The sequence below is a fragment of the Streptococcus sp. HMSC078H03 genome (assembly GCF_001808655.1).
GTDB lineage: Bacteria > Bacillota > Bacilli > Lactobacillales > Streptococcaceae > Streptococcus > Streptococcus salivarius_G.
Map to the genome: position 1 here is coordinate 1 of NZ_KV794072.1, position 25677 is coordinate 25677.

Consider the following 25677-nt stretch of genomic DNA (forward strand, 5'->3'; position numbering starts at 1 on the left):
AACTTTTTTAAAGTTTTGGAACCTTTTCAAGTTTGTGGCAAGTCAGTTAAGACAACTTTTATATCTTATCACCCAAATCAATACTTGTCAATAGGATTTTTAAAAAAATAAAGCAGTACAATCATGTACTGCTAAATAAATTATTTAAAAATTTCTTTTACTTGAGTTGTAACCATACTTTTCTATAAAGTCTTGGCGGAACTCAAGTAAATTGTCATCTATAATAGCTTGTCGTACCTTGGCCATTAAATTTACCAAGAAGTAGAGATTATGATAACTAGTCAGGCGAATTCCAAACGTTTCATCTGCTTTCAACAAATGTCTCACATAAGCACGTGTGTAATTCTTACATGTATAACAATCACACTCAGGATCTATAGGGCTAAAATCTTCTGCATACGCCGCATTTTTAACCACGAGACGTCCTTGACTCGTCATACAAGTTCCGTTACGAGCAATTCGTGTTGGGAGGACACAATCATACATATCAACACCACGAATAACACCGTCAATCAAACTATCTGGTGCCCCTACCCCCATAAGATAACGTGGTTTATTCTCAGGAAGTAAAGGCACGGTAAAGTCTAGAACTGCATTCATCTCTTCATGAGTTTCTCCTACTGCAAGACCTCCAATTGAATAACCTGGAAAATCCATGGAAACCAAATCCTGTGCAGATTGTCTACGAAGATCTTCAAAACCTGCTCCCTGTACGATTCCAAAAAGGCCTTGGTCATGTGGACGACGATGTGCTTTTAGCCCTCGTTCTGCCCAACGACTTGTACGTTCAATAGAATTTTTCACATAATCGTATGGTTGGTAAAATTGAGGGCATTCGTCAAAACTCATCATAATATCTGAACCGAGATTGTTCTGAATCGAGATCGCTTTTTCAGGAGATAAAAACATCTTACTTCCATTGAGGTGATTTTTAAAAGTTACACCTTCTTCCGAGATGTTTCGTTTTTCGGCTAATGAATATACTTGGAAACCACCGCTATCTGTAAGAATCGCTTGGTCCCAATTCATGAATTTATGGAGTCCTCCAGCTTTAGCAACGAGCTCATCACCAGGTCTTAGCCATAAATGATAGGTATTGGCCAAAATAATTCCTGAACCCATCTGTTTTAATTCTTCAGGAGATTGCGTTTTTACTGTAGCTTGGGTACCTACAGGCATAAACATCGGTGTTGGAAAAGTTCCATGAGGCGTGATAATTTCCCCCAGGCGTGCTCCTGTGTGTTTTTCTTTCTTTATAAGACGATATTTAATAGGAAAGTCAGTCATTTATACTCCTTACATTAGGAAAAACAGTCCTAAGTATTTTTTAGTAAGTGGTCATTATCCACAACCGCTTTAGTTTATCAAAAATTACAAGAATTGTCAGCTCTATATTTTCAAACTTTTGGATGAATAACATCAAACATCAACACTATCATTTATAGCAAAAAACAAAAAGCAACAGTCTCGAGCACTGTTGCTTTCAATAATGTCTTAAGCTGAAAGAACTTTACGTCCTTTACGACGACGAGCTGCAAGAACACGACGTCCGTTTTTAGTTGACATACGGTGACGGAATCCGTGTTTACGTTGACGACGGATTTTACTTGGTTGATAAGTACGTTTCACGTTGAATACCTCCTGATAGATTTTCGTATTCGTTTAGCCGGCTATTTTTGATCAGTTACTAAACATACCATACTATTTTATAGCAATAGCTTAATCTTGTCAAGAATTACTTAGATATTAATTTCATTATATCTTCGATGCCCGATAGCTAGTGATAACTGTAAACTACAATGCCGTTCCTATATTATCGCTTGCTCATAACCTTCTTTCTAGTTTAGCTATTTTCTTGAGTACCTCTTTTCGCTTATGGTCACTCATATACTCAACAGGTGAAACCTGGGTAACTTTGACCGGTTTAATACCACAAGGTTTTAAGACTTGAAATTTTAGGACTTTGCTATAATCTTGAACTAAAGGTAGAACAATCTTTGGTGTATTGTGGGTTGTAATAATCCAAGCTTTCCCAGTCAATTTACCATCCAATCCACGGGGTGTATTTTCATAGGCAAAACCAGCAACAAAGATGCGTTCAATAAATCCTTTCAAGATAGCTGGCATTCCACTCCACCAAGTTGGAAAAATAAAAATCAACTGATCTGCCCAAGTTATTAAATCTCGATAGTCTTTCATAGCTACATCGTGCGCTAAATCTCTTCTCCTATGTGTTGTATCAAAACGTAAAACAGGATCGAACTTCTCTTTATACAAATCTAGAATCTTTAACTCATGTTTAGACGATAAATTTTCTTTAACAGTCTCTAGTATAGAGGCATTGTAGCTCTTATCGTTTGGATGGGCGTAGATAATTAAGGTTTTCATTGTTTAGCTCCTTTAACATAGATGTCTAACATAGTACTAACAGTCTCTTCAATAGTGTTACTATTGAAATTATCACCAATAGGACTCCTTACCAAAACGGCTAATCCAGTAATAAAACTCCAGATATGAACTAATATTTCTGCCTCACTACCCGAAATGTTCATTTCACTTTTTAGCTTCAAAACCACACTCTTAAAGTGCTCAAACCCTGGTAAATGGGCATTAACAGAGATACTGTCCCGAGTGAGCTCCATATAATTGAAAGGAAACTTAATAAACAAGGCCTCAAAACTATTTGTTTCTTTTTGAGCAAATTCCACAAAATTACAGCCCATTAATACTAATTGACCTCTTACATCAAGCGAAGAGTCTACCCCTTTTGTCAGATACTTCAAAAAGATCTCAGATAAATGCTCCAAAACTACCTGAAGATAGACATCCTTATTTTCAAAGTGCTTATAGGGTGCCCCATGGGTGACCCCACATCTTTGAGCCACCGTTCGGATAGATAGTTGATCGACACCTCTTGTTCTTATCTCCTCGACTCCAGTTTCGATTAACTTTTCCTTCAATTCAGCAGTATTACGTTTCATTTTGACTCCTATTTCCATCTAAGTAGACAGCGACTACCTTTTAAATAAAGTATACGCCGTCTACTTTTTGTTGTCAAAAAAACTAGCCTTCAAATAAGACTAGTTTCTGTAAGCAATAAACGCTATTGTAATCATACTTTTGTCACAACAACGTAACGATTAGGATCGTCCCCTTCCGAGTGACTTTCAACACCTTCAATTTGAGAAAGTGCCTTATGGATAATTTTTCGTTCGCTATTCGTCATTGGATCCATAACGTACTCTCGACCTGTTTCTTTTACTTTAGCCGCCGTTTTTTCTGCTAGATCAATCAAAGTCTCTGTGCGTTGCTCCAAATAATCACGAACATTAAGAACAACACTAAAACGTTTAGAATGACGATCGTGCAAATAATTTTGCGCTAAAAGTTGCAAAGACTTGAGAACCTTGCCATGATAACCGATAACACGACCAGGTTGGTCTGTTTCAATCTGAATGATAATATTGCGACGATTGTGACTAACCTCTAGACTAGCATCAACATCCATTTCATAGATAATTTTTTCGAGGTAAGATAAAACATCATCTGCAGCCCCTTGAATATCTTCTAAATTATTTTCAGAAGACTCATCTGAACTAAACTCAGAGGACACTAAAGAACTGAAAGCCCCTTCAGAAGTCTCCGAAGTTTGAACTTGAGTAACCGGTTCTAGTTGGGGTTCAAGCGAATTTGCCATAGATTCTGTCGCACCCTCTTCTGATAACTCACGTTTAACAGATAGCGGAATAATTGTTGCCTTTGGTTGCTCCTGTTTCTTATCTGGCAACTCTTCATCAAGAGTCTCTGTAGAAACTGGTTGCTTTAAGTCTTCATGTGCAATTTCCTTATTATCTGAAACCGCAACAAGTTTTGTCACTTTATTGAAAGCAATCGTTTCGTCTTTTGGACTTGCGACAGAATCGTCTAATTGTTTTATAGCATCAGGAGCCACTTTAACGGTGTTTTGATCTGCTTCATGAGCTATCTTTTCATTTATTGGTTCAACACTAACTCGAGCTGGCTTCTTTCCGAACCCTAGAAAACCTTTTTTCTCACGAGAAATCACCTTAATATGAGCCTTCATACGAGGTAAATTAAGATCTTTCAAACCTTTTTCGATAGCTTGTTCGACTGTTCGTCCAGAATAGACAACCATAATAAGCCTCCTTATTTACGTTTATTCGCCTTTTTCTTGGCACGACGAATCTTAGCTTTACGTTCTTTTTCTTCCGCTTCCAAACGATTACGTTCTTCAATGATTTTAAATGGATTATTAAAAACCAAAATCTGAACAACTTGGAAGGCGTTTGAAACTGCCCAGTAAAGTGCTACCCCTGAAGAAATCTGAGTTCCAAACCAGAAAATAAAGATTGGAAGCATGATATTCATAACAAGAAGCATTGCACTACGATCTTTAGCCGCCTTATTTGTCAACCAAGTTGAAAGGAAGGTGAAAGCAGCCGCCAAAATCGGAAGAATAAAGTAAGGGTCTTTCTGACCTAGGTCAACCCAGAGGAATGTTCCTTCTCGCAATTCTGGCACTCTTGTGAGCGCTCCATAAAGAGCCATCAAAATAGGAAATTGGATCAAGAGAGGAACGAAGCTTGCGTAAGGATTTACACCATGCTCTTTATAAAGATCTTGTTGTGCATAAGCAAGAGCTTCACGATTCTCGCGTCCAGGATACTCACTCTGCAAGCGACGTAACTCTGGCTGCAACTCTTGTAGTTCACGGCTTGACTTAATTTGGCGATTATACAAAGGAATCATTACTGCACGAATTAAGATCGTGAAAATAATAATACCTAATCCAATAGAACCACCAAATGAAAGCCCTTGAATAGCCTTCCCAAACATTAAAATAAGACGTTCCCAAAGGCCTGTAGAGTGACTTGTAACATCACTTCGTCCACACGCGGACAAAAGCAAGAGAGCTCCTGCACCTAAAACAGATATATTATGTTTTTTCTTCACTAAAAACTCCTTTTTAATACGATAAAGAACTGCTTCGCTTCCATTCATTAAGAGTATCTCAAAAATCAGGAGTGATCTTAGTTTATCCTACAATGTAAAGAAGCAAAATAATCTACTAGTCCTTATATAACTTTGCTATTTTTAAGACATGAACGAGATTGCTATAAATGTCTTGATAACTTAAGTCTTCGACACCTTTACGAGCAATAACGACAAAATCTTGATGTTCTAACTGAGATGACATGTCCATTAGTGCATGTCGTAGACGACGTTTTACCCGATTCCGAGTAACCGCATTACCAAGACGCTTACTGACTGACAAACCTACTCTAAAATGAGGCAGATCACGATCCAGACAGTAGACAACAAATTTTCGATTAGCAACACTGTGTCCTGCATCAAATAATGCTTTAAAGTCTTTCTCTTTCTTAACGCGATAAGATTTTTTCAAAATGCGACTCCAAACTCAAAATTAGTACTATTATATCATAAATAGCAAAAAAGCCCAAAACCTTATGGTTAGGGCCTTAGAGACTTATTTTTTTAGAGCTTTTTGAGCTTCTTTGATTTGCCATTTAACCTGGTCAAAACCAGTTCCACCAAGGGAATGACGACGTTCAACAGCTGTATGAGATTTAAGTGTCTCATAGATGTCCTCTTCAATTAAATCTGAAACTTCTTGATAACGTTCGAGAGGAACATCCTGAAGGTAATAACCAGCTTTGGTACACTCAAGGACAAGTTTTCCAACAATCTCATGTGCTTCACGGAATGGTAGGCCTTTAGATGCAAGATAATCAGCCAACTCTGTAGCATTTGAAAAATCTTTCTCTGTTGACTCTGCCATATGTTTGTCATTAACAGTCATTGTATTGAGCATGCCTGCGAGAATATCAATAGCGACAGTAATCGTTTCTACCGTATCAAACATACCCTCTTTATCTTCTTGGAGATCTTTATTGTAGGCCAAAGGTAATGACTTCATCACCGTCAATAATCCAATCAAATTGCCATAGACACGACCTGATTTCCCACGAATTAGTTCTGCCATATCTGGGTTTTTCTTTTGAGGCATAATGGAAGAGCCTGTTGAAAAAGTATCAGATAGAGTTACAAACTTAAACTCGTTAGAACACCAGTTAATGATTTCTTCACAAATACGTGTCATATGCATCATGAGAATACTTGAGTTTGACAAGAATTCGAGAATAAAGTCACGATCGGAAACAGCATCCAAGGAATTGCTATATGGTTTTGCAAAGCCCATTAAGTCAGATGTCATATTACGATCAATCGGGAAAGTTGTTCCTGCTAGTGCAGCAGCTCCGAGTGGAGAGATATCCGTATGCTTGATATTAAATTCAAAACGTTCGGCATCACGTGTAAACATGTTGTAATAAGCCATCAAGTGGTGACCAAAAGAAATCGGTTGTGCATGCTGCAAGTGGGTGTAGCCTGGCATAATTGTATAGGTATGTTTGTCTGCTAGATTGACCAAAGTAGCACGTAAGTTATCGAGCTTCTCAATAACTTCCACTAGTTTGGCTTTTAGATACAAGTGCATATCCGTAGCTACTTGGTCGTTACGTGAACGTGCTGTATGAAGTTTTCCTGCTACTGGTCCAATTTTAGCTGTTAAAAGACTCTCCATATTCATATGAATATCTTCATTGGAAACATCAAATTCTAGTTTACCAGCCTTATATTCCTCAAGCAGCTCTTCCAATCCCTGTTTAATTTGTAATGCTTCCTCTTTGGTAATAATTCCTGTCTCACCGAGCATCGTAACATGGGCAATAGACCCTTTCAAATCAAACTCTGCCATCTTTTGGTCAAATGAGATTGAAGCACCAAATTCTTCTACCCATTTTTCAAGACTAGCTTCGAACCGACCGCCCCATAGTTTATGATTTTCTGCCATAGTTTTATTTTGAAGATTTCCCTACACTGAGATAATCTTCCATCCTTTCTTAATACTTATAACAAGCAACGACCTCTTTGGTCACAATAACTTAAATGAAAAAAGCTAGATAGTATTTGTCTAGCTTAATTTGTCTCTCTGGACACTTGTTTTCCTAAAACCAGATCTCTGTCGTAGTTTATTTAGGCTCGTGACGCCTCTCAGAACGCCTTAACGATAATAATATAAGTTATAAGAAAAGAGTATCAGATGTGGCTCTCTGTCCACTTTTATCTGATAAGAAGCGTTTTTCTTCTAATAGCCTACTTTTCTTATGTAATCTGTCATTAATTGTCAAATGGATGGTTAACTTGTGAATTAACCTGAGTTGGAAGACCCCAAAGCTTGATAAATCCAATCGCAGCATCCTGATCAAAGCTGTCCGCTGATGTGTAAGTAGCCAAGTTTTCATCATACAATGAATTAGCTGATTGACGTGCTACTACTTGAGCATGCCCTTTGTAAAGCTTAACTTTAGCGATACCATTAACAACTTTTTGTGTTTCCTTAATATAAGCAATGATAGCTTGTGTCGCTGGGCTAAACCACAAAGCATTGTAGATAAGGTTTGACAATTCATTTTCAAGAATTGGTTTAAAGTGAGAAACTTCACGTACCAAAGTTAAGTCCTCAATTTCTTTATGAGCTGTCAAAAGGGCGATAGCTCCTGGACATTCATAAATTTCACGAGATTTGATACCTACAAGACGGTTCTCAACGTGGTCGATACGTCCGACGCCATGCTTACCAGCAATAACATTCATTTCTTGGATAAGGTCAGCCAATTTCATTTCTTTACCGTTAAGAGCAACTGGTTTCCCTTCTTTAAAGGTTACATCGACATATTCAGCTTCATCTGGCGCAGACTCTGGTGAATTGGTAATCCCAAAAGCTTCTTCCGGAGCTTGATTCCAAGGATTTTCAAGAACACCACACTCGTTGGCACGTCCCCAAAGGTTTTGATCGACTGAGTAAGGATTATCAAGGTCTGCTGGAACTGGAACACCATTAGCCTTAGCATACTCAATTTCTTCCTCACGAGACCACTTCCATTCACGTACTGGCGCTACTACTTTAAGACTTGGGTCTAGGGCAGCAATGGCAACTTCGAAACGAACTTGGTCATTACCTTTACCAGTACAACCGTGAGCGATAGTCGTTGCTCCTGTTTTATGAGCAATCTCAACCAATTTTTTAGCAATGATTGGACGACTAAGTGCTGAAACCAAAGGATATTTTTGTTCATAGTAAGCGTGAGCTTGAAGTGCTGGAAGCACATAATCTTCAGCAAACTCATCTTTAACATCAAGCACGTATGACTCGACAGCTCCAACTGTCAAAGCTTTGTCATGGATAAACTCAAGATCTTTACCTTCACCGACATCCATACAAACGGCGATAACATCGTAATCTTTTTTAAGCCATGTAATAGCGACTGAGGTATCAAGACCTCCCGAATAGGCAAGAATAACTTTCTCTTTTGACATAATATTTTTCTCTTTTCTTATATTTTCTTGTGGTTGCTATCTCTATCAACCTTACGAGATTAATTATATTGCATATTTATTCACTTGTCAACACTTTTTTGTTATTTTTTTATATTTATTTCATTTTTATTTGTTTTTATTTATTATTTTGACCTTAGAAGTGCTTAAATCTTAATTTTTATTCAATTTTATGCAAGAGGTAATGAAAAATAAAAAACACTTTTGAAACTATACAAATAGATTCAAAAGCATCTTTAACTATTTATCTTCTAAAATGCCAAAAGGCCTGTACAAAGTACAGACCTTTTGAACAACAGCATCATCGGTAGAGAACACAACAGCAATTTTAGATAGAATGAATGAGGGAAATTATTATGTTTAAGGGACTAACTTAAACCATACATTCTTCTTGCTCTCTAACCTTGATTACATTATAGCATGCAATCCCCAAATGTATATCTTCATTTCCTAAAATGTCGAATTTCACTCACAGAATGTATTTTTTTATCCTAATCTGCACTAATCCACTTAAAAACAAAAAAACGGCTTGATTTCTCAAGCCTATTAATTTCTATAAAAAAGATATGTAATTGGACGAGCGGCCAATAAAAAATGGGGATTAGGAAAAAGTTATATAAAAGTACATTATTTATTTTCATAAAGTGTATGTAGATTTCAATAAGATTGACGATGTCTCATTTCCGAATCACATATCTTGATTATATAATAGCTTTTTTCAATTTAATTGTCTATACGATTTCATAGAATGTCGTTTTTTCATCCTGAACTGCATTTTTTTAAGATATTTTTTTATAAATCTCTAAATTTTATCACTAAAGGACATCTATTTTGTGTTTTTACAGAATTTGTTCACTCATAAGATAATCAATCACCTATGAAATAAACACATGCTTTTTTAGACTAAAAAGAACATTAGTCATCGACTAATGTTCTTTTACCTCTGACCATTTTTTAAGCAGAGCCTTCATTTTCAAACGTGAAACTGGACAAGAATCACCATTTTCAAAATAAATCATCAACTGAGTCTTATCAATACGAGATATGTTATCCAAATTAACTAAAAAGGAGCGATGACAAGAAAAGAGTTTTTTATTTACCGAAGTAATATCTCCAAGATTGGCATAAAACTCCAAACGCTCTGTTTTAGTAATCAGCATCACCTTATGAGGTGTCACAGCAGTCGCAAAATAATAAATATCTCTCATAGGGACTTGGATCCGAGACTGAGCGGTTTCAAACACAAAAATCTCATCATCATCCACATCTCCAACTTTTTGGTTCACAAAAGTCAATGTTTGTTTTAGTTGTTGTTTGAACTCTGCATTAGAAACTGTCTTATCAATGAAATCTAGTGCAGAAACCTTGTATTTAAAACTAATCGGTGCAAACTCTGAGTGAGTTGTTACAAAAATAATAACTGCATTAGCATCTTGTTGACGAATTTCTGAGGCAACTTCTAGCCCCTTCTTTCGCTCACCATCAATATCGATATCTAAAAGGAAAACCTGATGGTTGCCCTTTTCATTGATACTGGACAATAGTTTGTGAGGTTTAGAAAAAACTTCAAGTTTTCGTACGGAAAACGTGCCCTCTGAAACCAATTCTCTGATGATGTCACTAATACGTGTTTGCTGCATTAAGTCATCTTCTAAAATGTATATATTCATATTAGGGCCTCATTTCTAGTATTTGCATCATTTTATGATTCTGACTACGGACAGAGAAGGACGTGTTCGGATAACGTTCCAAAATATCTTGAACAGCATTAACACCTATACCACCCTCAGGATGAGAAAGCTGGGTACTCATCATTGAAAGTGGCACTTGCTCTTCTGCAATTGTACTTTCAATAATAAAACTCTGGCAATCCTCTTCATCAAAATAGGCCAGACTAATAAAACCTTCACTGGCTTTACGAGCACCATCAATAGCATTATCCATGAGGTGACCCAAAACAACAGCTAAATCTAAATCAGTTAGATAGTTATGAATCACTGGATCTGGAATCTCTGCATGAATATTGAGGCGATGCATCTGAGCTTCATGATATTTTGATGAAAGTAGACTATGAATACTTGGATTTTGGATATTATCCAAATCAGTGACCTGAGTTGAAAAACTATGCTGATCTCGATTGACATAAAGATCAACCAAATCTTTTTTATAAGAACGAATATCCCCTGTTCTTTCAATATCTCTCAGATTATTAAGTAGGAAATTATAGTTAGAGCGAACATGCATCAAGTCTCTATACAAACCTTCTACCCTAGTATTCTCACGCTTCAAATCATCAAGATAGTTAGCCTGCTTCATCGCTAAATCCTGCTCTATTTTCTCCTTAGCAAACTGGTTTACAGCACCAAGTACAAAGAGGAGTAAGTAGAGATATCCCATTACTAATGGCAACCTAAATCTACTCTCAAGATGTAACTCTGGAAAATAAGTATCAAATGTCGACACTAAAAAGATAACTAAATAATAAAGCAAAAGAAGCATGTTGACCAAACCCAGACGGTTCTTTTTTTCTTGTTGGGCAGCAACTTTCAAGATATCTGTAAAATCTAGACGTAAAATAAAATCTACTATTCTGACCGTCAACATGACGAAGGAAAGTGGTACCATAGACCACCAAATATTAGTGTTTAAAGTATCAACAGTTATGCCAAGTATCGGTGGAAAGAAGAAAGTAGCCAAAAAACGTCTTGCCAAATCGACTAGTACCACTGGGTAAAAACCTAGAAAAAAGCGCTCTACGGAGGTGACACTTTTATTCAATTGGTAACTAAATGTCAATGTTACAATGGCTACTAAGGGAGGTACTATGCCTATATAGCGTCCAATGAGTTGTCCCCAAATGCATAGAGCAACATCAAATAACAAATAAAGTATACGATTTTTAAGATTAGTGTTTTGTCCACCAATACGTAAGTAGATATCCCAAATAATGATAAACATCAAAATTTGAAATAGGATGTTACCCAGCATAGTTATCCCTCTCCTTTCTACGATTATAGTCCTACCGTGACAATTTGATAGGTTTTAAATAATTCTTTTTTATTTGTTAAACCGATACCGTTTGACCAGCAAAACTGGGCAAAATCACGACTAATAGCCAGACTACCATCGAGTTTCGGATCAGCTTCCTGATTGGTATTCTCAAGAATAAAGCTGAGATTACCATGCTCATTCTGTTGAATAAGGAAACCAATATCTGTCTCCGGCTCCTTGGCCCAAAGTTTTTCAGCTAAATTCATGCAACGTTCTAAAACTCTAATAAGAACTGCAATATTTAAATTGTTAGGATAAGCATCAACATTGACATCCAGCCTAACGGTGATACCTTTTTGTTCCAAAGGAATGATTTGGTTTACAATCCAACTTCTTAATACCGGATAAGGAATCTCAAACAGAGGGGCCAACTTATCATTTAAGTCCAAATTATCAAGTTTAAGATGATTCAAATGCTCATGATAAACGGATAAAACCTCTGATAATTGATTTTTAGCCAATGGGGTCTCAAGAGCTACCAAAAGACTCTCAAAATCTTTTTCAATAGGTTTTACTTTTGTAAAAAGATCCTCAATATGTTTATTATAGACTTCCAAGTTATAGACATAAGTCTCCACAGCTTCCTTACTACGTTCTCTGACAAATTTATGAGAGTAGCGATTCAAGGTTGTTACCATTAGGAGATAAACTGCCATCGCAATAAAAATTGGCCCTCCCACATCACTACCTGTTGATACCAAAAGAGTACTACAAATAATGTAGAGTGCAAAGGTCAGATCAACGGCTATCAACAGACGTTCACGACCACGTGAATAAATCAATTCCTTGACCTTATCAACATCTGAACTGGAAAGATAATTGATATAGAGAAAGAATGGGTAAATCATCACATAAGATAACAATTTAAGCAAGAAGTTTTCTTGAATCTCACCCAAGGTCATATTTGTGAACAGATTATTGAATACATAAAATGGGGTAAAAGTCGCAAATAAATCTGTAAAAAGAACCGAGAAGGCTCCAAAAAAGAGGCTTGCCCAGAGCGTCAAACGATGTTCCCGCCGTTCCTTTAAGGCCAAAGCTAAAAAGATAACAACTTGATAATAGAAGCCATCACCTTTACCAAGTGATACCACTATACCTAAGAGACTTAAACAAAATACTTTCCAGTAAGCTAATTTGCTCCTTGTTAGTTTTTTATAAATAAACCAGGTAATATGAAAACTAATAATCTGAATAATACTATTTTCAAGGGATACCATGGTCCAAAGCTGTAAGTTCATGATAATATTTCCTGTTTATACTCAAGAGACATTTTCGTCATCTTCTTCAATGAGTTCTTGACCTGCCTTTTTCAAAATATCCTGATAGGTTTGTTCAATAAGGTCAAAATCCCCACTATCAATACTTGTCTGCATACTAATGAGTATGTTTTCATAATCATGTTTAAACGAACGTACACTCTTATAGGCAGTTTCGATTTTTTCATTATAAGCTTCCAGACTCCTCAAGTGCTCCTCTTGTTCTCTGAGAATTTTGCTATCTCGTACGTCTTTACCGTAGGAAACAAAACGAACAAGAATATACATGTGTATAAGGAAACCAACCCAAATATAAATTTGAGGGTAACCTGGGAGGTAGGTCTGACTCAGAAGCAAGGAGAATATCTCCTGTTTAAAGAGGATAAGCAGATAACTGATAATTAAAATAAGATCAACTTGCAAGAGCATGCTCTTATATTTATCCTGCAAGTCCTGATAGGGTTCCTGGAAGAAGCTATCTAAACCGAACATTTTTTGCAAACCTAGAAAGAAGGGAAGAACAACACTATCTACAGCTAGGATTCCTAAATGGTTTGGAACCAACTCGACCGGCTTATTAAAGAAAACTCGGAAAAGATAAAAACTAAAGAAACTTGTAATCAAAGTCCAAAAGACAGGGGCAAAGAAAGCATAAAAATACTTTTCTTCTCGTAGAGCCTGAGGTTTTTCAAGAAAAATAAAGACTAGGAGATAAATTGCATCTGGAATATCAATTTGCCATAGCACCTTGGCTAACCACTTAACGGCAGTTACTACGATTACATAAGGAATGTAACGGTAAGTAAAAACATCTAGATAAGCCATTCTAGCTAAAATCACAAGATGTGAAACGACAACAACCAAAGCAATAAGGCCATCAATCGCAAGTTGCATATGCTTTTCCCCTTTCTATTTCCCTTATCCTATTCCCCACAAATAGTATCTTTGATTTATCAATTATCCTGAAAAGAGAGGACCTGTGTAAAATGATGGTCACAACTACGAGTCTCAAGATTTACTTTTGGATAGCGATTAAGTATATCTGCGACCTTAGACAAACCAAGCCCTCGGCCTTCACCTTTGCTAGAAACCCCTTCATCAAAAATCCTTGACACAGGAATACGTTCTTCTCTGGTTGTATTGTCAATAACCAAGATAAGATAACCTTGATTTTTAAAGAAAGATATAGTTAAAGTAGGATCTTCAGAATCCACCGCCGACTCAATAGCATTATTTAAGAAGACAGAAGAAATCACAACCAAATCTAAGGCCTCTATCTGAGTTGACGATATGACATCTGGCAACTCCAAGTTAACCTTAATTCCTAAGTTCTCTGCCTCAAGCACTTTAGCAGAAAAGAGACTCTTGAGAGATGTGATTTCTAAGTTGATCAAACGTGATAATTCATAATTTGATAACGTTAAGCTATTACCAGATTTCTCTAAAAGTTCTGCATACTCTTGTTTCAAAGCAGGTAAGTCTCGACGTTGGATACTAACCTCCATTGTTTTAAGCCCTTCGAGATAATCCTTCTTCACCTGAGAAATATCATTATAGAGTTTTTCTAAACGGTGGCTATATTCTTCTAAACTTTCCTCGTGTCTAGCCATTTCTTCAGCCAACTGATCCTTCACTCTTCTCTTAGAATAAATATTAAGCTGAGCAAAGAGCAAAATAAAGAGGATGGAGTAGACAACCGTAATACTGCCTGCTAAATAAATAAAGAGGCCTGTGTAAGGAAAGATGTTACTAGCATAGAAAATAATTAAAGATAAAATAATATAAGCCAGAGTCACCCCAACCAATAAGCGTTGTCTAACTTGGTAAGTATGGTTATTTCCCATAACATTGAGAGCACCAAAGTCAATAAAGAACACTTTGACAATCAGATGAAAAATTGGGTAAATCAAGAGATAAGACAAAGCAATGAGTACTGGGGTGTCTTTGACCTGTAAATAATTAATTTGAAAAATCCATGGGAAAAAATAAAGTTGAAGCAGTTTCGAGGTGACTTCAACAAAAACCCACGGCAAAAAGGTGAAAAGAAAAGAATTCTTTTCACTACTTGATATTTTATTTAAGAAAAGATAGCAGAACAAAAGTGCTAAGAGCGACCCTGTAATGCCTCCAACAAATAGAGAGAGCAAGAGACTCCCTGCGATAAACCAGCATTTACTCTTCCAAGTTTTGAGCAAACCTGACATATCGTGACTAACAATTAAAATAGCCAATAGACGTAGAACCGTAAATAAAACGATCATCTCTAGACTCCCCCCCTTCCTTTCAAAAATCAACCTACTTTATTGTAACATAAATATATAATTTAGCGTCACTCCTATTAGAAAAAGCTAAAAATATAAAGCTATTTTTTCCTGATTAAGAACAATCTAACATCAGACGATTCCACATGTCCCCTACTTTTCATAAACATAAAAAAGAGCTTAGAAAAACTAAGCTCTTTAACTGACTCATTACCTCTTTTTATGGGTACATGCCAATAACGTAGTAGAAATACCAACCAAATCTTCTCATAATGCTCACTCCTCCCTAATTTTTATTACCAATCTATTATAAAACTAATTTAAACTTTTGAAAATGATGATATGGTTACGAAATATCATCATTATATTACAAATGTAGGCTTAGCAATTATCATATAATCATTGACATATCGCTTATGTGCATTCGAAAACCCAACAATTGTTGGGTTTGTTTTTATAGTGTTGCAAGAACTTGATCAATATGTTTGATTGATTTTTCACGTCCGAGCAAGAAAATAGTATCTGGCAATTCTGGACCGTGCATTTCTCCTGAAACAGCAATACGGATTGGCATGAAGAGATTTTTCCCTTTGATTCCTGTTTCTTTTTGAACAGCCTTAATTTGTGGGAAAATGTTTTCAACAACAAACTCATCATCAGACATAGCTTCGAGTTTGGCTTTAAAGGCTTTAAGTACTGTTGGTACTGTTTCACCAGCCATAACCTCTTTTTCAGCCTCTGTCAATTCTGGGAAATCTTCAAAGAAGAGATCTGTAAGAGGGACAATTTCTTCTGCTGCTGTCATTTGTGGTTTGTAGAGTTCCACTAATTTTTCAGCTTTATCTGTCAAACGACCAGCTTCTTCCAAGAAAGGTTTGCAAAGAGCAAAGACCTTATCGAAATCTGCATTCTTAATGTAGTCGTTACTCATCCAGTCCAATTTCTTCTGGTCAAAGGCCGCTGGTGACTTGCTTAGACGGTTTTCATCAAAAAGTTTAATGAGTTCTTCACGAGAAAAGATTTCGTCTTCACCGCCAGGATTCCAACCAAGAAGAGCAATGAAATTAAAGACTGCTTCTGGAAGGTAACCTTTTTTACGGTAATCTTCGATAAATTGAAGGGTGTTAGTGTCACGTTTAGACAACTTCTTACCAGTTTCAGAATTGATGATAAGGGTCATGTGTCCAAACTCAGGTGCTTCCCAACCAAGAGCTTCATAAACCATGAGTTGTTTTGGTGTATTGGCAATATGGTCATCTCCACGGATAACGTGTGAAATTTGCATATCATGGTCATCAACAACTACCGCAAAGTTGTAAGTTGGGTATCCATCTTTCTTCTGGATAACCCAATCACCACCGATATTACCACCTTCAAATTCGATATCTCCCTTAACGATATCATGCCATTTATAAATCCCTGACTCATTAACCGCCAAACGAACTGTAGGTACAATACCTGCCGCTTCACGTTCTGCGATGTAGGCAGCTTTTTCTTCTTCAGTCATGCCAAGGAACTCGTTAATGTAACGAGGAGTTTCACCAGCTGCTTCTTGACGTTCACGCTCTGCAGCTAACTCTTCTTCAGTTACGTATGACTTATAGGCTTTACCTTCTGCCAAAAGTTGATCAATATATTTTTGGTAAAGCGGTAAACGTTCTGATTGACGATAGTTTTCGTGTGTTTCAGGACTTTCATCCCAGTCAATTCCCAACCAACGCAAGTTATCAAGCTGTGAATGCTCACCATCTTCAACGTGACGTTTACGGTCAGTATCTTCAATACGGATAATAAATGTACCGCCATGATGACGTGCATAAAGGTAGTTAAACAATGCTGTACGAGCATTACCAATGTGTAGAAGCCCTGTTGGACTTGGTGCGTAACGAACGCGGATATCTTTAGCCAAGATAAATCTCCTTTTTTTGTTTCATTCTTCAGTCTTTGGATACCTATTGAGCCTAAAGTCCCTTCCTTAGGACTAACCTTAAGATGATAAGTACCAGTAGGCAACTCTATCCCCCAAACTTTCCAAATAAAAATCTAGAAGCGAGTACCAATCTTTCTTATTATATCACAATCTAGGGGTGGTTCGAGAAATTTTGTTAAAAAAACGACTACCTAAAGGTAGACGTTTTCGATAGATTACTTAACGTGTTTGGCAAGATCTTTTTGAGCTTTGTCATTAGATTTTGCTTTTTCTTTAAGCCAATCTTTATAAGCTGAATCGTATTGTTTCTTAGTCACAATATCATCTTGAGATTTAAGATACTTGAAGTAGTATGTAGAACCTTTATCACCGGCTTGAGCATAAGCTCCTGAGAATGGCTTAATACGAGAAATTACAGCGGCTGCACCGTTATAAGTAGTCGTTGGGATATAAAGTGCACTATCCGTCAACCATGCCTGAGCTTTTGCATATTTTTCATAACGAGCCGTCAAGTCTGTTGTTTCCTTAGAAGCATCATCAACCAATTGGTCATATTCTTTAAGACCTACTTTTTCAACCGCTTGACTATTTGGATTGTCATAACCCATGAAAGATTTAGTATTTTCACCATTTGTAGTCTTCAAGACATCAAGATAAGTTGATGGATCAAGGTAGTCAGGCTCCCAAGCCACACCTACTGACAAGTCCCAATCCTCTGCCGCTGCATTTGAAGCAGAGTAGGTAATGTTATAGAAATCATCAGTTGACAATTGATGAAGATCAAGTACAACATTATCTTTTCCAAGAGCTGATTCAATAGATTGTTTAAGTGACTGCACTTGGTTCACAAAGATTTTATTTGACTGATTGACAGGAACATCCAAATGGATTGGGAACTGAACCCCTTCTGCTTGAAGAGCTTCTTTGGCTTTAGCAAATTCAGCCTTAGCTTTTTCTGGATTATAAAGACCATCTTGACTATCTGCAAGATTCACACCAGACCACTCATCACCATAAGCTGGAAGTTGATCCATCACCATTGTTCCGAAGTCCTTACCATCTGCTTGAACAAAGTCTGGTTTAACAAAGATATTACGAACGGCAGTGCTTCCACCTTCCTTACCGTTAAGTTGTGCGGCGTAATTTGTACGGTCAATGGCAAAACCTAATGCTTGACGGAAATCTTTGTTAAGAAGAGCTGTCTTAGTTGATGTCTTTTGTTGATCATTTTCTTTAGATGTATGGTCATAAGTTTGACGATCGATATTAATACCGACACCTTCTACAGCTGCTCCAGGTTGTGTATAGAAAATATTGTCTTTGTACTGTTTTTCAACTTTAGAATAGTTTGAGCTAGTTGGGTATAGACGAGCTAAGTTATAGACTCCATCAGTGAAGTTACGTTCCAAGGATTCTTGGTCTGTACCATCATCGTAAGTCAATTTAACTGTATCAAAATAGACATTATCCTTATCCCAATAGTTTTCATTCTTGGTGAACTCAATAGAAGATTTCGTTGTCAAAGATTTAAGAAGATATGGACCGTTATAAAGAATAGATGTTGGGTCTGTTGACTTACCAAAGTCTTTACCTTTAGATTTCAAGAAATCTTCATTAACAGGCCAAGTAACAGAGTAGGTCAATTTTGAATTCCAGTAAGGTTCTGGTTGGCTAAGCGTATATTGCAAAGTGTAATCATCAACTGCTTTGATACCAACATTTGAGAAGTCCTTGTTGGCACCTGAAAGGTAATCATTCAAGCCCTTAACTGAGTTTTGTAGCAAATAAATCGCTTCAGAATTAGTATCAGCAGCATGCTTAAGACCTGTTACAAAGTCTTTAGCTGTTACATTGGCATATTCTTCACCGTCTGAAGTGTACCATTTGACACCCTTACGAATCTTGTAAGTATATGTCAAACCATCTTGAGAAACAGACCAGTTTTCAGCGACAGAAGGTTTTAGATTCCCATATTGGTCATTTTCAAACAAACCATCAACACCGTTACTAACGGCTGTCGTCATGTTTTTCTTATTTGTAGAAACATAGTCTAGGGTTGCAGGATCGCCACCGTAAACATAATTATAAGTCTTACCAGACGTCTTACTTGATGACGAGCAAGCCGTTAAAACACCTACAGATAACAGGCCTACGGTTGCTAGTAAAAATACCTTACTCTTTTTCATTCATTGCCTCCTTAATTCGCAACGTAAAAAGTTCAAAATCAATAATTATGTGTATACGCTTAAATTATACCATAAATTCGAAAAAGCAGCACTACTTTCTGAATATTTTTTATTTTCTACTCAAATTTCGTGTCTAGAGTAAGAAAAAAACCTATCCGAAGATAGGTTTTTTACTACTCTTACAATGAGTTAGGATCAACTTTGATACCAGCACCTTGTGTAGTAGTGATTGAAAGGTTTGTGATGTAAGTACCTTTCGCTGTAGCTGGTTTAGCTTTTTGGATTGCATCGTTAAATGCTTTGAAGTTTTCAACCAATTTTTCAGTTTCGAATGAAACTTTACCGATGATAGCTTGTACGTTACCTGCTTTATCAGCACGGTAAGTGATTTTACCACCTTTAGACTCTTCAACTGCTTTAGCAACGTCCATAGTTACTGTACCAGTTTTAGGGTTTGGCATCAAGTTACGTGGTCCAAGGACACGTCCAAGACGACCAACGATTGCCATCATATCTGGTGTTGCAACAACAACGTCAAAGTCAAGCCATCCACCGTTGATTTTAGCAACGAGTTCGTCTTCACCAACGAAGTCAGCACCTGCTGCTTTAGCTTCTTCAGCTTTAGCACCACGAGCAAATACAAGAACGCGTTGAGTTTTACCAGTACCGTTTGGCAATACCATTGCTCCACGGATTTGTTGGTCAGCTTTCTTAACGTCGATGTTAAGGTTGTATGATACTTCAACAGTAGCATCGAATTTTGCGAAGTTAGTTTCTTGTGCAAGAGCTACAGCTTCTTCTACGCTGTAAGCTTTTGTGCTGTCGATTTTCTCAAGAGCAGCACGCATTTGTTTGCTTTTTTTAGCCATGTTAATTATTTCTCCTTGTGTAATGTGGTCATAACGACTTTCATCTTCCACGTCACTCAGCGAAGTGAGACGACGTCTGTGGTTTTCTTGTTAACTGAATTAGTCAGTAACAGTGAATCCCATTGAACGTGCAGTACCTTCGATCATACGCATAGCTGATTCGATGTTTGCAGCGTTCAAGTCAGGCATTTTAGTTTCAGCAATTTCTTGTACTTGTGCACGAGTTACTGAAGCAACTTTAACTGAGTTTGGAGTACCTGAACCTTTTTCAACACCTGCAGCTTTTTTCAAAAGAACAGCAGCTGGTGGTGTTTTAGTGATGAAATCAAATGATTTATCTTCATACACAGAGATAACAACTGGGATGATCATACCAGCTTGATCAGCTGTACGAGCGTTAAACTCTTTAGTGAATCCCATGATGTTGATTCCGGCTTGACCAAGAGCTGGTCCAACTGGTGGAGCTGGAGTCGCTTTACCAGCAGGAATCTGAAGTTTTACGATGTTTTCGACTTTTTTAGCCATTTTGTAATTTCCTCCTATTGTGGTTTTGGCGGTAAGTAAGTTTTGTTACCTCCCACAAGTATGTTTTTACATACCTTATCTATTATACAGAAATTCTTTTTAGATGCAAGAATTTCTTATTAAGTTTAGGAAAAAATTTACATAAAGGACTTTTCGAGGTAAAATAGACTTATGATTCTATATAAATTCTTTGCTATAGCTTTTTTGATTTTAACACCTATCTTTGCTTTTATCATCCACCGATTCTTTAGTTTAAAATACCTCGGGCTTAATTTTGCTGACCTTACCTTCCCACTTTATTTTATTGAGGTGGTTGCTGTGTCAGCCCGTTTCTTCACCCATAGCTTTCTGCCTTACATCACTATCTTATTATCCTTGGCGGCTATAATTATCACAATTCAGATGCTAAGAAAAACACAATCTTTCAAGTTTAAACGTTTTCTTAAGTTATTCTGGCGTATCAGCTTTTTTATCACCAGTCTTTTCTATTTAGGGACTGTGATTCTCATTTTTATCGTTTCTTAAAAACTAGATTAACTCAGCATTTATATTTTATGCTGAGTTTTTTTATGTCAAACCATGAAAAAAGCAGGCAATCATGCCTGCTAAACTTTTCGGTATTAGGGATGAACTTGAGTCATTCGACCAGTATCTACATCATAAACCGCACCGGAGATGATAACATCCTCAGGGATAAGCGGTGACTGACGAAGAATAGCCATATCTTCACGAACACTCTCTTCTACATCTGTGAATGGAAGAAAATCTTGATCAGAAACATCAACACCAAGTTCCTTATTGAGATAGGCGGTAAACTCGTCGTTCTTAAAGGTCTGAGCACCACAATCTGTATGGTGAAGAACTACGATTTCTCGTGTCCCCATCTGTTGTTGAGAAATGACCAAAGAACGAATCATATCTTCCGTCACACGACCACCCGCATTACGCAAAATATGAGCGTCACCTAGGGCCAACCCCAAGGCCTGGGCAACGTGAAGGCGTGAATCCATACAAGTCACAATAGCCACCTTAGTCTTTGGTTTCAAGGGAAGATGGGCTGTCCCGTGGAGGTCAACATAGGCTTTGTTGGCATTGAGAAAGTTTTCAAAATAAGACATAATAACTCACTTTCTAATGAAGAAAATAATTTGACTATCAAATTATTTAAACACTATCTTATCATCTTTTTATTAACTTGTCAGCTATTGAGTTCGCAATATAAAAAGGAGAATAGATGCTAACAAGCATCCACTCTCCTTCAATTTATACTATGAACGTTTTGGTAAGTATCTATTAAGCAAGCCTGCAAAGGTTTGAAGATTGAGACTTTGAACATAAATTTCACCTGTTCCTCTAAAGGTATTCACAACACCCTCTCCTGTCCCAATAGACTGCCAGAAACCATTTTCCAAGTGAATATTGTAATCAAGTGTCTGACTCCAGGCAACGACATGAGCATTATCAATAGTCACTTCTTGGTTGTTTAGCTCAATTTTTTTAATAGAACCGTAGGCATTCGCCAAGAGTGTTCCTTGACCTTGGGTTGTCATCACAAAGAAACCACCCTGACCACCAAAAATAGCCTTACCAACTGACTGGAGCTCCATTGTATAGTAAGCTGTGCCATCAAGTGCTAGAAAGGCACCGTCATTTAGTCGGTACTGTTTTTCACCTAAATAAAGTGGAATCACTTGACCAGGAGAATCAGGGGCCAAGGCTATATAACCGTTATTGGACTGTGAGACAACCTGAGTAATAAAGCTACTTTCGCCCGAAACCATTGAACGCCCAACGGCTTTTACAAAGCGACCTAGACCTGATCCACTGGCATTCAATTTGGTACTCAGTGTCACATTTGGTGTGTGATATACCATACTGCCACGCTGGATAAAGACTGTTTCACCTTGATTAAGAGATAACTCTACTAAAGGGAATTGCATGTTGCTGTCTGTGAAAAATTGCATAATAAATACCTCCCTATCCTTATGAAAAGTATAGCATTGGAGATATAATTTTGCAAACGTTTTCAAATTGACTTTTTATCACTTTTTTAAGAAAAGACTTTTTTGAGTACTTCTCCCACTGTCGTAACGCCAACCACCTGGATACCTTCTGGAATTTTCATGCCGTGCAGAGAATTTTTGGGAACATAAATCTTAGTAAAACCTAGTTTAGCAGCTTCATTAATACGCTGTTCAATGCGAGTTACTCGGCGTATCTCTCCGGTCAAGCCAATTTCTCCTATAAAGGCTTCTTGTGGATTGGTTGGAAGCTCCTTGTAACTAGAAGCAATGGCAACGGCAACAGCAAGGTCAATAGCCGGCTCGTCCAATTTGACACCACCAGCTGATTTTAAATAAGCATCTTGATTTTGGAGAAGAAGACCACAACGTTTCTCTAAAACAGCCATAATGAGGCTGACGCGGTTAAAATCCAGTCCTGTTGTTGTCCGCTTGGCATTACCAAAGACGGTTGGGGTCACCAAGGCTTGAACTTCAGCTAAGATAGGTCTGCTACCTTCCATTGTTACAACAATGGCAGAACCTGTGGCTCCGTCTAGGCGTTCCTCTAAGAAAACTTGGCTAGGATTTAGCACTTCTACCAAACCACCAGACTGCATCTCAAAAATCCCAATCTCATTAGTTGAACCAAAACGGTTTTTGACTGCTCGTAAAATACGGAAGGTATGATGACGTTCTCCCTCAAAATAGAGCACAGTATCCACCATGTGTTCCAACATACGTGGTCCAGCCAACTGTCCCTCCTTAGTCACATGCCCAACAATAAATGTAGCAATGTTATTGGTTTTGGCAATCTGCATGAGTTCAGCAGTAACTTCACGAACCTGAGATACAGAGCCTTGAACGCCTGAAATCTCTGGACTCATGATGGTCTGAATAGAGTCGATAATGAGGAAATCGGGTTTTATAGCCTCCACTTGGCTGCGAACGGCTTGCATATTAGTCTCAGCATAAAGATAAAATTCGTTATCAATATCACCTAAACGTTCGCTCCGCAATTTGATTTGCTCGGCAGATTCTTCCCCAGAAACATAGAGGACAGTTCCCTTGTTAGCCAGCTGTGTTGACACTTGTAAGAGAAGAGTCGATTTCCCTATCCCTGGATCTCCTCCAATAAGAACCAGACTACCCGGAACCACACCGCCACCTAAAACACGGTTAAACTCGTCCATGTCAGTCTTTATGCGGGCATAATTAATTGAAGAGACTTCTTTTAATTTAGTAGGTTTAGACTTTTCACCCGTTAAACTGACACGAGCATTTTTTACCTCCTGCACCTCAACTTCTTCCTCAAAAGAGGACCAAGAAGAACAGTTGGGACAACGCCCTAGATATTTGGGTGAATTGTAGCCACATTCTCGACAAACAAAAGTTGATTTTTTCTTAGCTATGATAATTCTCCTTCTACGCTTACTCCAGCAGAGTGCCACTTATGCAATGTTTTTTGAAATTTCCTCTGGTTGGCAACTCCGACAGCAGACAAACCGACGGAAACCTGATAGTTCTCCTTGATAGCCGCCAAAACGGAAGCCTTAACACAGCCATTGCCATCTACCCCTATAAACTCTATGCTTTTAGTACCATTTCCCTCTAAAAAATCTTTTAAATCTGAATTAGTAAAGCAAGAAGCCCGACGCTTCTCAAAGATACGAGAAGATACAAGCAGCAAGCCGGTCGCAAATTTCTTCTTTCTATCTTTTCTCTCCCAGAAAAAACGATTGAGAATATAGATAACCCGGTCGCTAGGATAGCTAGCAATTTTGTCATTTACAGCTGCAATCAGTTCTTCATGATATGCTTTTCCTACAGCAACATAATCTGACTGCATATCGATTACTAACAAATAATCTGCCACTTTGCTTCCTCTACTGTCCAGTCGATCCAAAGCCACCTGTACGAACACCATCAGCTTCGTCTCCATCTACAATCAAGAAGGGCATAAAGACACCTTGAACGATGCGTTCGCCAACTTCAAGAGTCACGGGCTGATTAGTAATATTTTTCATCTGGGCGAAGATATGACCTTCATTTCCTGGATTTCCATAGTAATCGCCGTCAATAACGCCAACTGAGTTAATCAAGACCAGACCTTTTTTGCGAGGGTTTGATGAACGGTCATAGAGATAGAGAACCTCACCAGGTTGCATGTAAGCCTTAACACCTGTTGGGACGAGAACAATTTCCCCAGGAGCAATGACAATGTTCTCTGCCACCTTTAAGTCATAACCTGCAGCATGGGCTGTCTCACGTTTTGGAAGCAATTCCTGATTGTTATAGGTTGATACGAGTTCAAATCCACGAATTTTTGTCATTATTTTTCCTTTCGATACATCTATTGACTAGTATTTGTATAAACTAGCCATGCTAGCTTCAGACTTTTAAATCTATCCTATTATAATCTATTCGAAATAAGATGACAAAGGTAATAGTCTAATCACTTTCTCATTAAACGAAGATTGACTTTTAACCAGGAAAACGCTAACATAGTACTAGATATAATACTTTTAAGGAGAATTGTCATGAAATTCATCGGACTTGTTGGTACGAATTCAAAACGTTCAACTAATAGACAATTATTGCAATATATTCAGAAACATTTTGCAGATAAGGCAGACATCGAACTTGTTGAAATCAAAGACCTTCCTATCTTTAACAAACCCGCTAACAAGAAATTGCCAGAAAGTGTCCTTGAAATCGTTAAAAAAATCGATGAAGCTGATGGTGTTATTATTGGAACACCTGAGTATGACCACTCAATTCCTGCCGTTCTCATGAACGCTTTAGCTTGGGTATCATACGGCGTTTTCCCTCTTTTGAATAAGCCAGTTATGATTACAGGGGCATCTTACGGAACACTCGGGGCTTCTCGTGCACAGTTACAACTTCGTCAAATCTTGAATGCTCCAGAAATCAAAGCTAATGTGCTTCCAGACGAATTCTTACTTTCACATTCCCTACAAGCTTTTGATAGCAATGGTGATTTAGTCGACCTTGATGTCATCAAAAAACTAGATGCTATTTTCGATGACTTCCGTCTCTACGTCAAAATTACTGGTAAACTCTCACATGCTACAGAGTTGCTACATAAAGAAGCTGAAGACTTCGACTGGGAAAGCCTATAGGACAGGAGAATAGA

The 25677-nt window shown here is 37.6% G+C and carries 25 protein-coding genes; 2 read left to right on the forward strand and 23 right to left on the reverse strand.

What is annotated here, in order from left to right; genetic code table 11:
* Nucleotides 1-144: 144 nt before the first annotated feature.
* The 18 genes from tgt to rplK all read right to left on the reverse strand — a co-directional run bounded on the left by tgt (nucleotide 145) and on the right by rplK (nucleotide 20520).
* Nucleotides 145-1287 carry a tRNA guanosine(34) transglycosylase Tgt gene (tgt, locus tag HMPREF2607_RS00070; protein ID WP_060971559.1) on the reverse strand — a complete coding sequence of 381 codons (1143 nt, stop codon included), beginning with the start codon at nucleotides 1285-1287 and terminating at the stop codon, nucleotides 145-147.
* Nucleotides 1288-1494: 207 nt separating this feature from the next.
* A complete protein-coding gene (gene rpmH / locus HMPREF2607_RS00075) occupies nucleotides 1495-1629 on the reverse strand; it encodes a 50S ribosomal protein L34 (RefSeq protein ID WP_002885866.1) in 135 nt (44 codons plus the stop codon).
* Between the two features lie 195 nt (nucleotides 1630-1824).
* On the reverse strand, nucleotides 1825-2388 hold the full coding sequence (locus HMPREF2607_RS00080) for an NAD(P)H-dependent oxidoreductase (RefSeq protein WP_070475317.1): 564 nt from the start codon (nucleotides 2386-2388) through the stop codon (nucleotides 1825-1827).
* Entirely contained in the window at nucleotides 2385-2981 is a 597-nt protein-coding gene (locus HMPREF2607_RS00085) for a TetR/AcrR family transcriptional regulator (RefSeq protein WP_064520950.1), read from the reverse strand. Before HMPREF2607_RS00085 ends, HMPREF2607_RS00080 begins: the two co-directional genes overlap by 4 nt.
* 131 nt (nucleotides 2982-3112) lie before the next feature.
* The gene (gene jag, locus HMPREF2607_RS00090) at nucleotides 3113-4156 is read right to left on the reverse strand and encodes an RNA-binding cell elongation regulator Jag/EloR (protein ID WP_021144659.1); all 1044 of its coding nucleotides are present in this window, start codon (nucleotides 4154-4156) and stop codon (nucleotides 3113-3115) included.
* A gap of 11 nt (nucleotides 4157-4167) precedes the next feature.
* Complete coding sequence (locus HMPREF2607_RS00095; protein ID WP_070475322.1) at nucleotides 4168-4974, reverse strand: membrane protein insertase YidC; 807 nt, start codon at nucleotides 4972-4974, stop codon at nucleotides 4168-4170.
* Nucleotides 4975-5089: 115 nt separating this feature from the next.
* A complete protein-coding gene (rnpA, locus tag HMPREF2607_RS00100; protein WP_002891957.1) occupies nucleotides 5090-5425 on the reverse strand; it encodes a ribonuclease P protein component in 336 nt (111 codons plus the stop codon).
* A gap of 84 nt (nucleotides 5426-5509) precedes the next feature.
* Nucleotides 5510-6895: an argininosuccinate lyase gene (gene argH, locus HMPREF2607_RS00105; RefSeq protein WP_060971562.1), complete on the reverse strand. Its 1386-nt coding sequence runs from the start codon at nucleotides 6893-6895 to the stop codon at nucleotides 5510-5512.
* Between the two features lie 326 nt (nucleotides 6896-7221).
* A complete protein-coding gene (locus HMPREF2607_RS00110; RefSeq protein WP_002885646.1) occupies nucleotides 7222-8421 on the reverse strand; it encodes an argininosuccinate synthase in 1200 nt (399 codons plus the stop codon).
* A 944-nt stretch (nucleotides 8422-9365) separates the two neighbouring features.
* On the reverse strand, nucleotides 9366-10109 hold the full coding sequence (locus HMPREF2607_RS00115; protein ID WP_002885796.1) for a response regulator transcription factor: 744 nt from the start codon (nucleotides 10107-10109) through the stop codon (nucleotides 9366-9368).
* A 1-nt stretch (nucleotide 10110) separates the two neighbouring features.
* The gene (locus HMPREF2607_RS00120) at nucleotides 10111-11427 is read right to left on the reverse strand and encodes a GHKL domain-containing protein (RefSeq protein ID WP_021144662.1); all 1317 of its coding nucleotides are present in this window, start codon (nucleotides 11425-11427) and stop codon (nucleotides 10111-10113) included.
* A gap of 23 nt (nucleotides 11428-11450) precedes the next feature.
* Complete coding sequence (locus HMPREF2607_RS00125; protein ID WP_021144663.1) at nucleotides 11451-12731, reverse strand: hypothetical protein; 1281 nt, start codon at nucleotides 12729-12731, stop codon at nucleotides 11451-11453.
* Nucleotides 12732-12752: 21 nt separating this feature from the next.
* The gene (locus HMPREF2607_RS00130; RefSeq protein WP_002885882.1) at nucleotides 12753-13643 is read right to left on the reverse strand and encodes a hypothetical protein; all 891 of its coding nucleotides are present in this window, start codon (nucleotides 13641-13643) and stop codon (nucleotides 12753-12755) included.
* A gap of 59 nt (nucleotides 13644-13702) precedes the next feature.
* Entirely contained in the window at nucleotides 13703-15010 is a 1308-nt protein-coding gene (locus HMPREF2607_RS00135; RefSeq protein WP_002885760.1) for a GHKL domain-containing protein, read from the reverse strand.
* A 454-nt stretch (nucleotides 15011-15464) separates the two neighbouring features.
* A complete protein-coding gene (gene gltX / locus HMPREF2607_RS00140) occupies nucleotides 15465-16919 on the reverse strand; it encodes a glutamate--tRNA ligase (RefSeq protein WP_021144664.1) in 1455 nt (484 codons plus the stop codon).
* A 236-nt stretch (nucleotides 16920-17155) separates the two neighbouring features.
* Nucleotides 17156-19126: a peptide ABC transporter substrate-binding protein gene (locus HMPREF2607_RS00145; RefSeq protein WP_021144665.1), complete on the reverse strand. Its 1971-nt coding sequence runs from the start codon at nucleotides 19124-19126 to the stop codon at nucleotides 17156-17158.
* A gap of 179 nt (nucleotides 19127-19305) precedes the next feature.
* On the reverse strand, nucleotides 19306-19995 hold the full coding sequence (gene rplA / locus HMPREF2607_RS00150) for a 50S ribosomal protein L1 (RefSeq protein WP_002885800.1): 690 nt from the start codon (nucleotides 19993-19995) through the stop codon (nucleotides 19306-19308).
* Nucleotides 19996-20094: 99 nt separating this feature from the next.
* A complete protein-coding gene (rplK, locus tag HMPREF2607_RS00155) occupies nucleotides 20095-20520 on the reverse strand; it encodes a 50S ribosomal protein L11 (protein ID WP_002885648.1) in 426 nt (141 codons plus the stop codon).
* A 171-nt stretch (nucleotides 20521-20691) separates the two neighbouring features.
* Here rplK and HMPREF2607_RS00160 point away from each other — a divergent pair, with 171 nt between their 5' ends.
* A complete protein-coding gene (locus tag HMPREF2607_RS00160) occupies nucleotides 20692-21045 on the forward strand; it encodes a DUF3397 domain-containing protein (protein WP_002885872.1) in 354 nt (117 codons plus the stop codon).
* A 95-nt stretch (nucleotides 21046-21140) separates the two neighbouring features.
* On the opposite strand, the gene HMPREF2607_RS00165 is transcribed toward HMPREF2607_RS00160, so the two are convergent.
* The 5 genes from HMPREF2607_RS00165 to HMPREF2607_RS00185 form a co-directional block, all read right to left on the reverse strand.
* Nucleotides 21141-21638, reverse strand: coding sequence for a beta-class carbonic anhydrase (locus HMPREF2607_RS00165; RefSeq protein WP_002885818.1), 498 nt, complete (start codon nucleotides 21636-21638; stop codon nucleotides 21141-21143).
* Nucleotides 21639-21788: 150 nt separating this feature from the next.
* On the reverse strand, nucleotides 21789-22484 hold the full coding sequence (locus tag HMPREF2607_RS00170; RefSeq protein ID WP_002885783.1) for a TIGR00266 family protein: 696 nt from the start codon (nucleotides 22482-22484) through the stop codon (nucleotides 21789-21791).
* Between the two features lie 86 nt (nucleotides 22485-22570).
* Nucleotides 22571-23932, reverse strand: a complete 1362-nt coding sequence (gene radA / locus HMPREF2607_RS00175) for a DNA repair protein RadA (protein ID WP_081051385.1) — start codon at nucleotides 23930-23932, stop codon at nucleotides 22571-22573.
* Nucleotides 23929-24396, reverse strand: a complete 468-nt coding sequence (locus tag HMPREF2607_RS00180; protein WP_021144668.1) for a cysteine hydrolase family protein — start codon at nucleotides 24394-24396, stop codon at nucleotides 23929-23931. Before HMPREF2607_RS00180 ends, radA begins: the two co-directional genes overlap by 4 nt.
* A 10-nt stretch (nucleotides 24397-24406) precedes the next feature.
* Nucleotides 24407-24853, reverse strand: a complete 447-nt coding sequence (locus tag HMPREF2607_RS00185) for a dUTP diphosphatase (RefSeq protein WP_021144669.1) — start codon at nucleotides 24851-24853, stop codon at nucleotides 24407-24409.
* Nucleotides 24854-25060: 207 nt separating this feature from the next.
* Between HMPREF2607_RS00185 and HMPREF2607_RS00190 the strand changes: the two genes are divergently transcribed.
* Nucleotides 25061-25663 carry an NADPH-dependent FMN reductase gene (locus HMPREF2607_RS00190; RefSeq protein ID WP_021144670.1) on the forward strand — a complete coding sequence of 201 codons (603 nt, stop codon included), beginning with the start codon at nucleotides 25061-25063 and terminating at the stop codon, nucleotides 25661-25663.
* The last annotated feature ends 14 nt before the right edge of the window (nucleotides 25664-25677 follow it).

Excerpts from the sequence above, each read along its gene's own strand:
- tgt (WP_060971559.1), bottom strand. The coding sequence starts at position 1,287 with ATGACTGACTTTCCTATTAAATATCGTCTTATAAAGAAAGAAAAACAC.
- HMPREF2607_RS00080 (WP_070475317.1), bottom strand. The coding sequence starts at position 2,388 with ATGAAAACCTTAATTATCTACGCCCATCCAAACGATAAGAGCTACAAT.
- HMPREF2607_RS00085 (WP_064520950.1), bottom strand. The coding sequence starts at position 2,981 with ATGAAACGTAATACTGCTGAATTGAAGGAAAAGTTAATCGAAACTGGA.
- jag (WP_021144659.1), bottom strand. The coding sequence starts at position 4,156 with ATGGTTGTCTATTCTGGACGAACAGTCGAACAAGCTATCGAAAAAGGT.
- argH (WP_060971562.1), bottom strand. The coding sequence starts at position 6,895 with ATGGCAGAAAATCATAAACTATGGGGCGGTCGGTTCGAAGCTAGTCTT.
- HMPREF2607_RS00110 (WP_002885646.1), bottom strand. The coding sequence starts at position 8,421 with ATGTCAAAAGAGAAAGTTATTCTTGCCTATTCGGGAGGTCTTGATACC.
- HMPREF2607_RS00115 (WP_002885796.1), bottom strand. The coding sequence starts at position 10,109 with ATGAATATATACATTTTAGAAGATGACTTAATGCAGCAAACACGTATT.
- HMPREF2607_RS00120 (WP_021144662.1), bottom strand. The coding sequence starts at position 11,427 with ATGCTGGGTAACATCCTATTTCAAATTTTGATGTTTATCATTATTTGG.
- HMPREF2607_RS00125 (WP_021144663.1), bottom strand. The coding sequence starts at position 12,731 with ATGAACTTACAGCTTTGGACCATGGTATCCCTTGAAAATAGTATTATT.
- HMPREF2607_RS00130 (WP_002885882.1), bottom strand. The coding sequence starts at position 13,643 with ATGCAACTTGCGATTGATGGCCTTATTGCTTTGGTTGTTGTCGTTTCA.
- HMPREF2607_RS00135 (WP_002885760.1), bottom strand. The coding sequence starts at position 15,010 with ATGATCGTTTTATTTACGGTTCTACGTCTATTGGCTATTTTAATTGTT.
- HMPREF2607_RS00145 (WP_021144665.1), bottom strand. The coding sequence starts at position 19,126 with ATGAAAAAGAGTAAGGTATTTTTACTAGCAACCGTAGGCCTGTTATCT.
- rplA (WP_002885800.1), bottom strand. The coding sequence starts at position 19,995 with ATGGCTAAAAAAAGCAAACAAATGCGTGCTGCTCTTGAGAAAATCGAC.
- rplK (WP_002885648.1), bottom strand. The coding sequence starts at position 20,520 with ATGGCTAAAAAAGTCGAAAACATCGTAAAACTTCAGATTCCTGCTGGT.
- HMPREF2607_RS00160 (WP_002885872.1), top strand. The coding sequence starts at position 20,692 with ATGATTCTATATAAATTCTTTGCTATAGCTTTTTTGATTTTAACACCT.
- HMPREF2607_RS00165 (WP_002885818.1), bottom strand. The coding sequence starts at position 21,638 with ATGTCTTATTTTGAAAACTTTCTCAATGCCAACAAAGCCTATGTTGAC.
- HMPREF2607_RS00170 (WP_002885783.1), bottom strand. The coding sequence starts at position 22,484 with ATGCAATTTTTCACAGACAGCAACATGCAATTCCCTTTAGTAGAGTTA.
- HMPREF2607_RS00185 (WP_021144669.1), bottom strand. The coding sequence starts at position 24,853 with ATGACAAAAATTCGTGGATTTGAACTCGTATCAACCTATAACAATCAG.
- HMPREF2607_RS00190 (WP_021144670.1), top strand. The coding sequence starts at position 25,061 with ATGAAATTCATCGGACTTGTTGGTACGAATTCAAAACGTTCAACTAAT.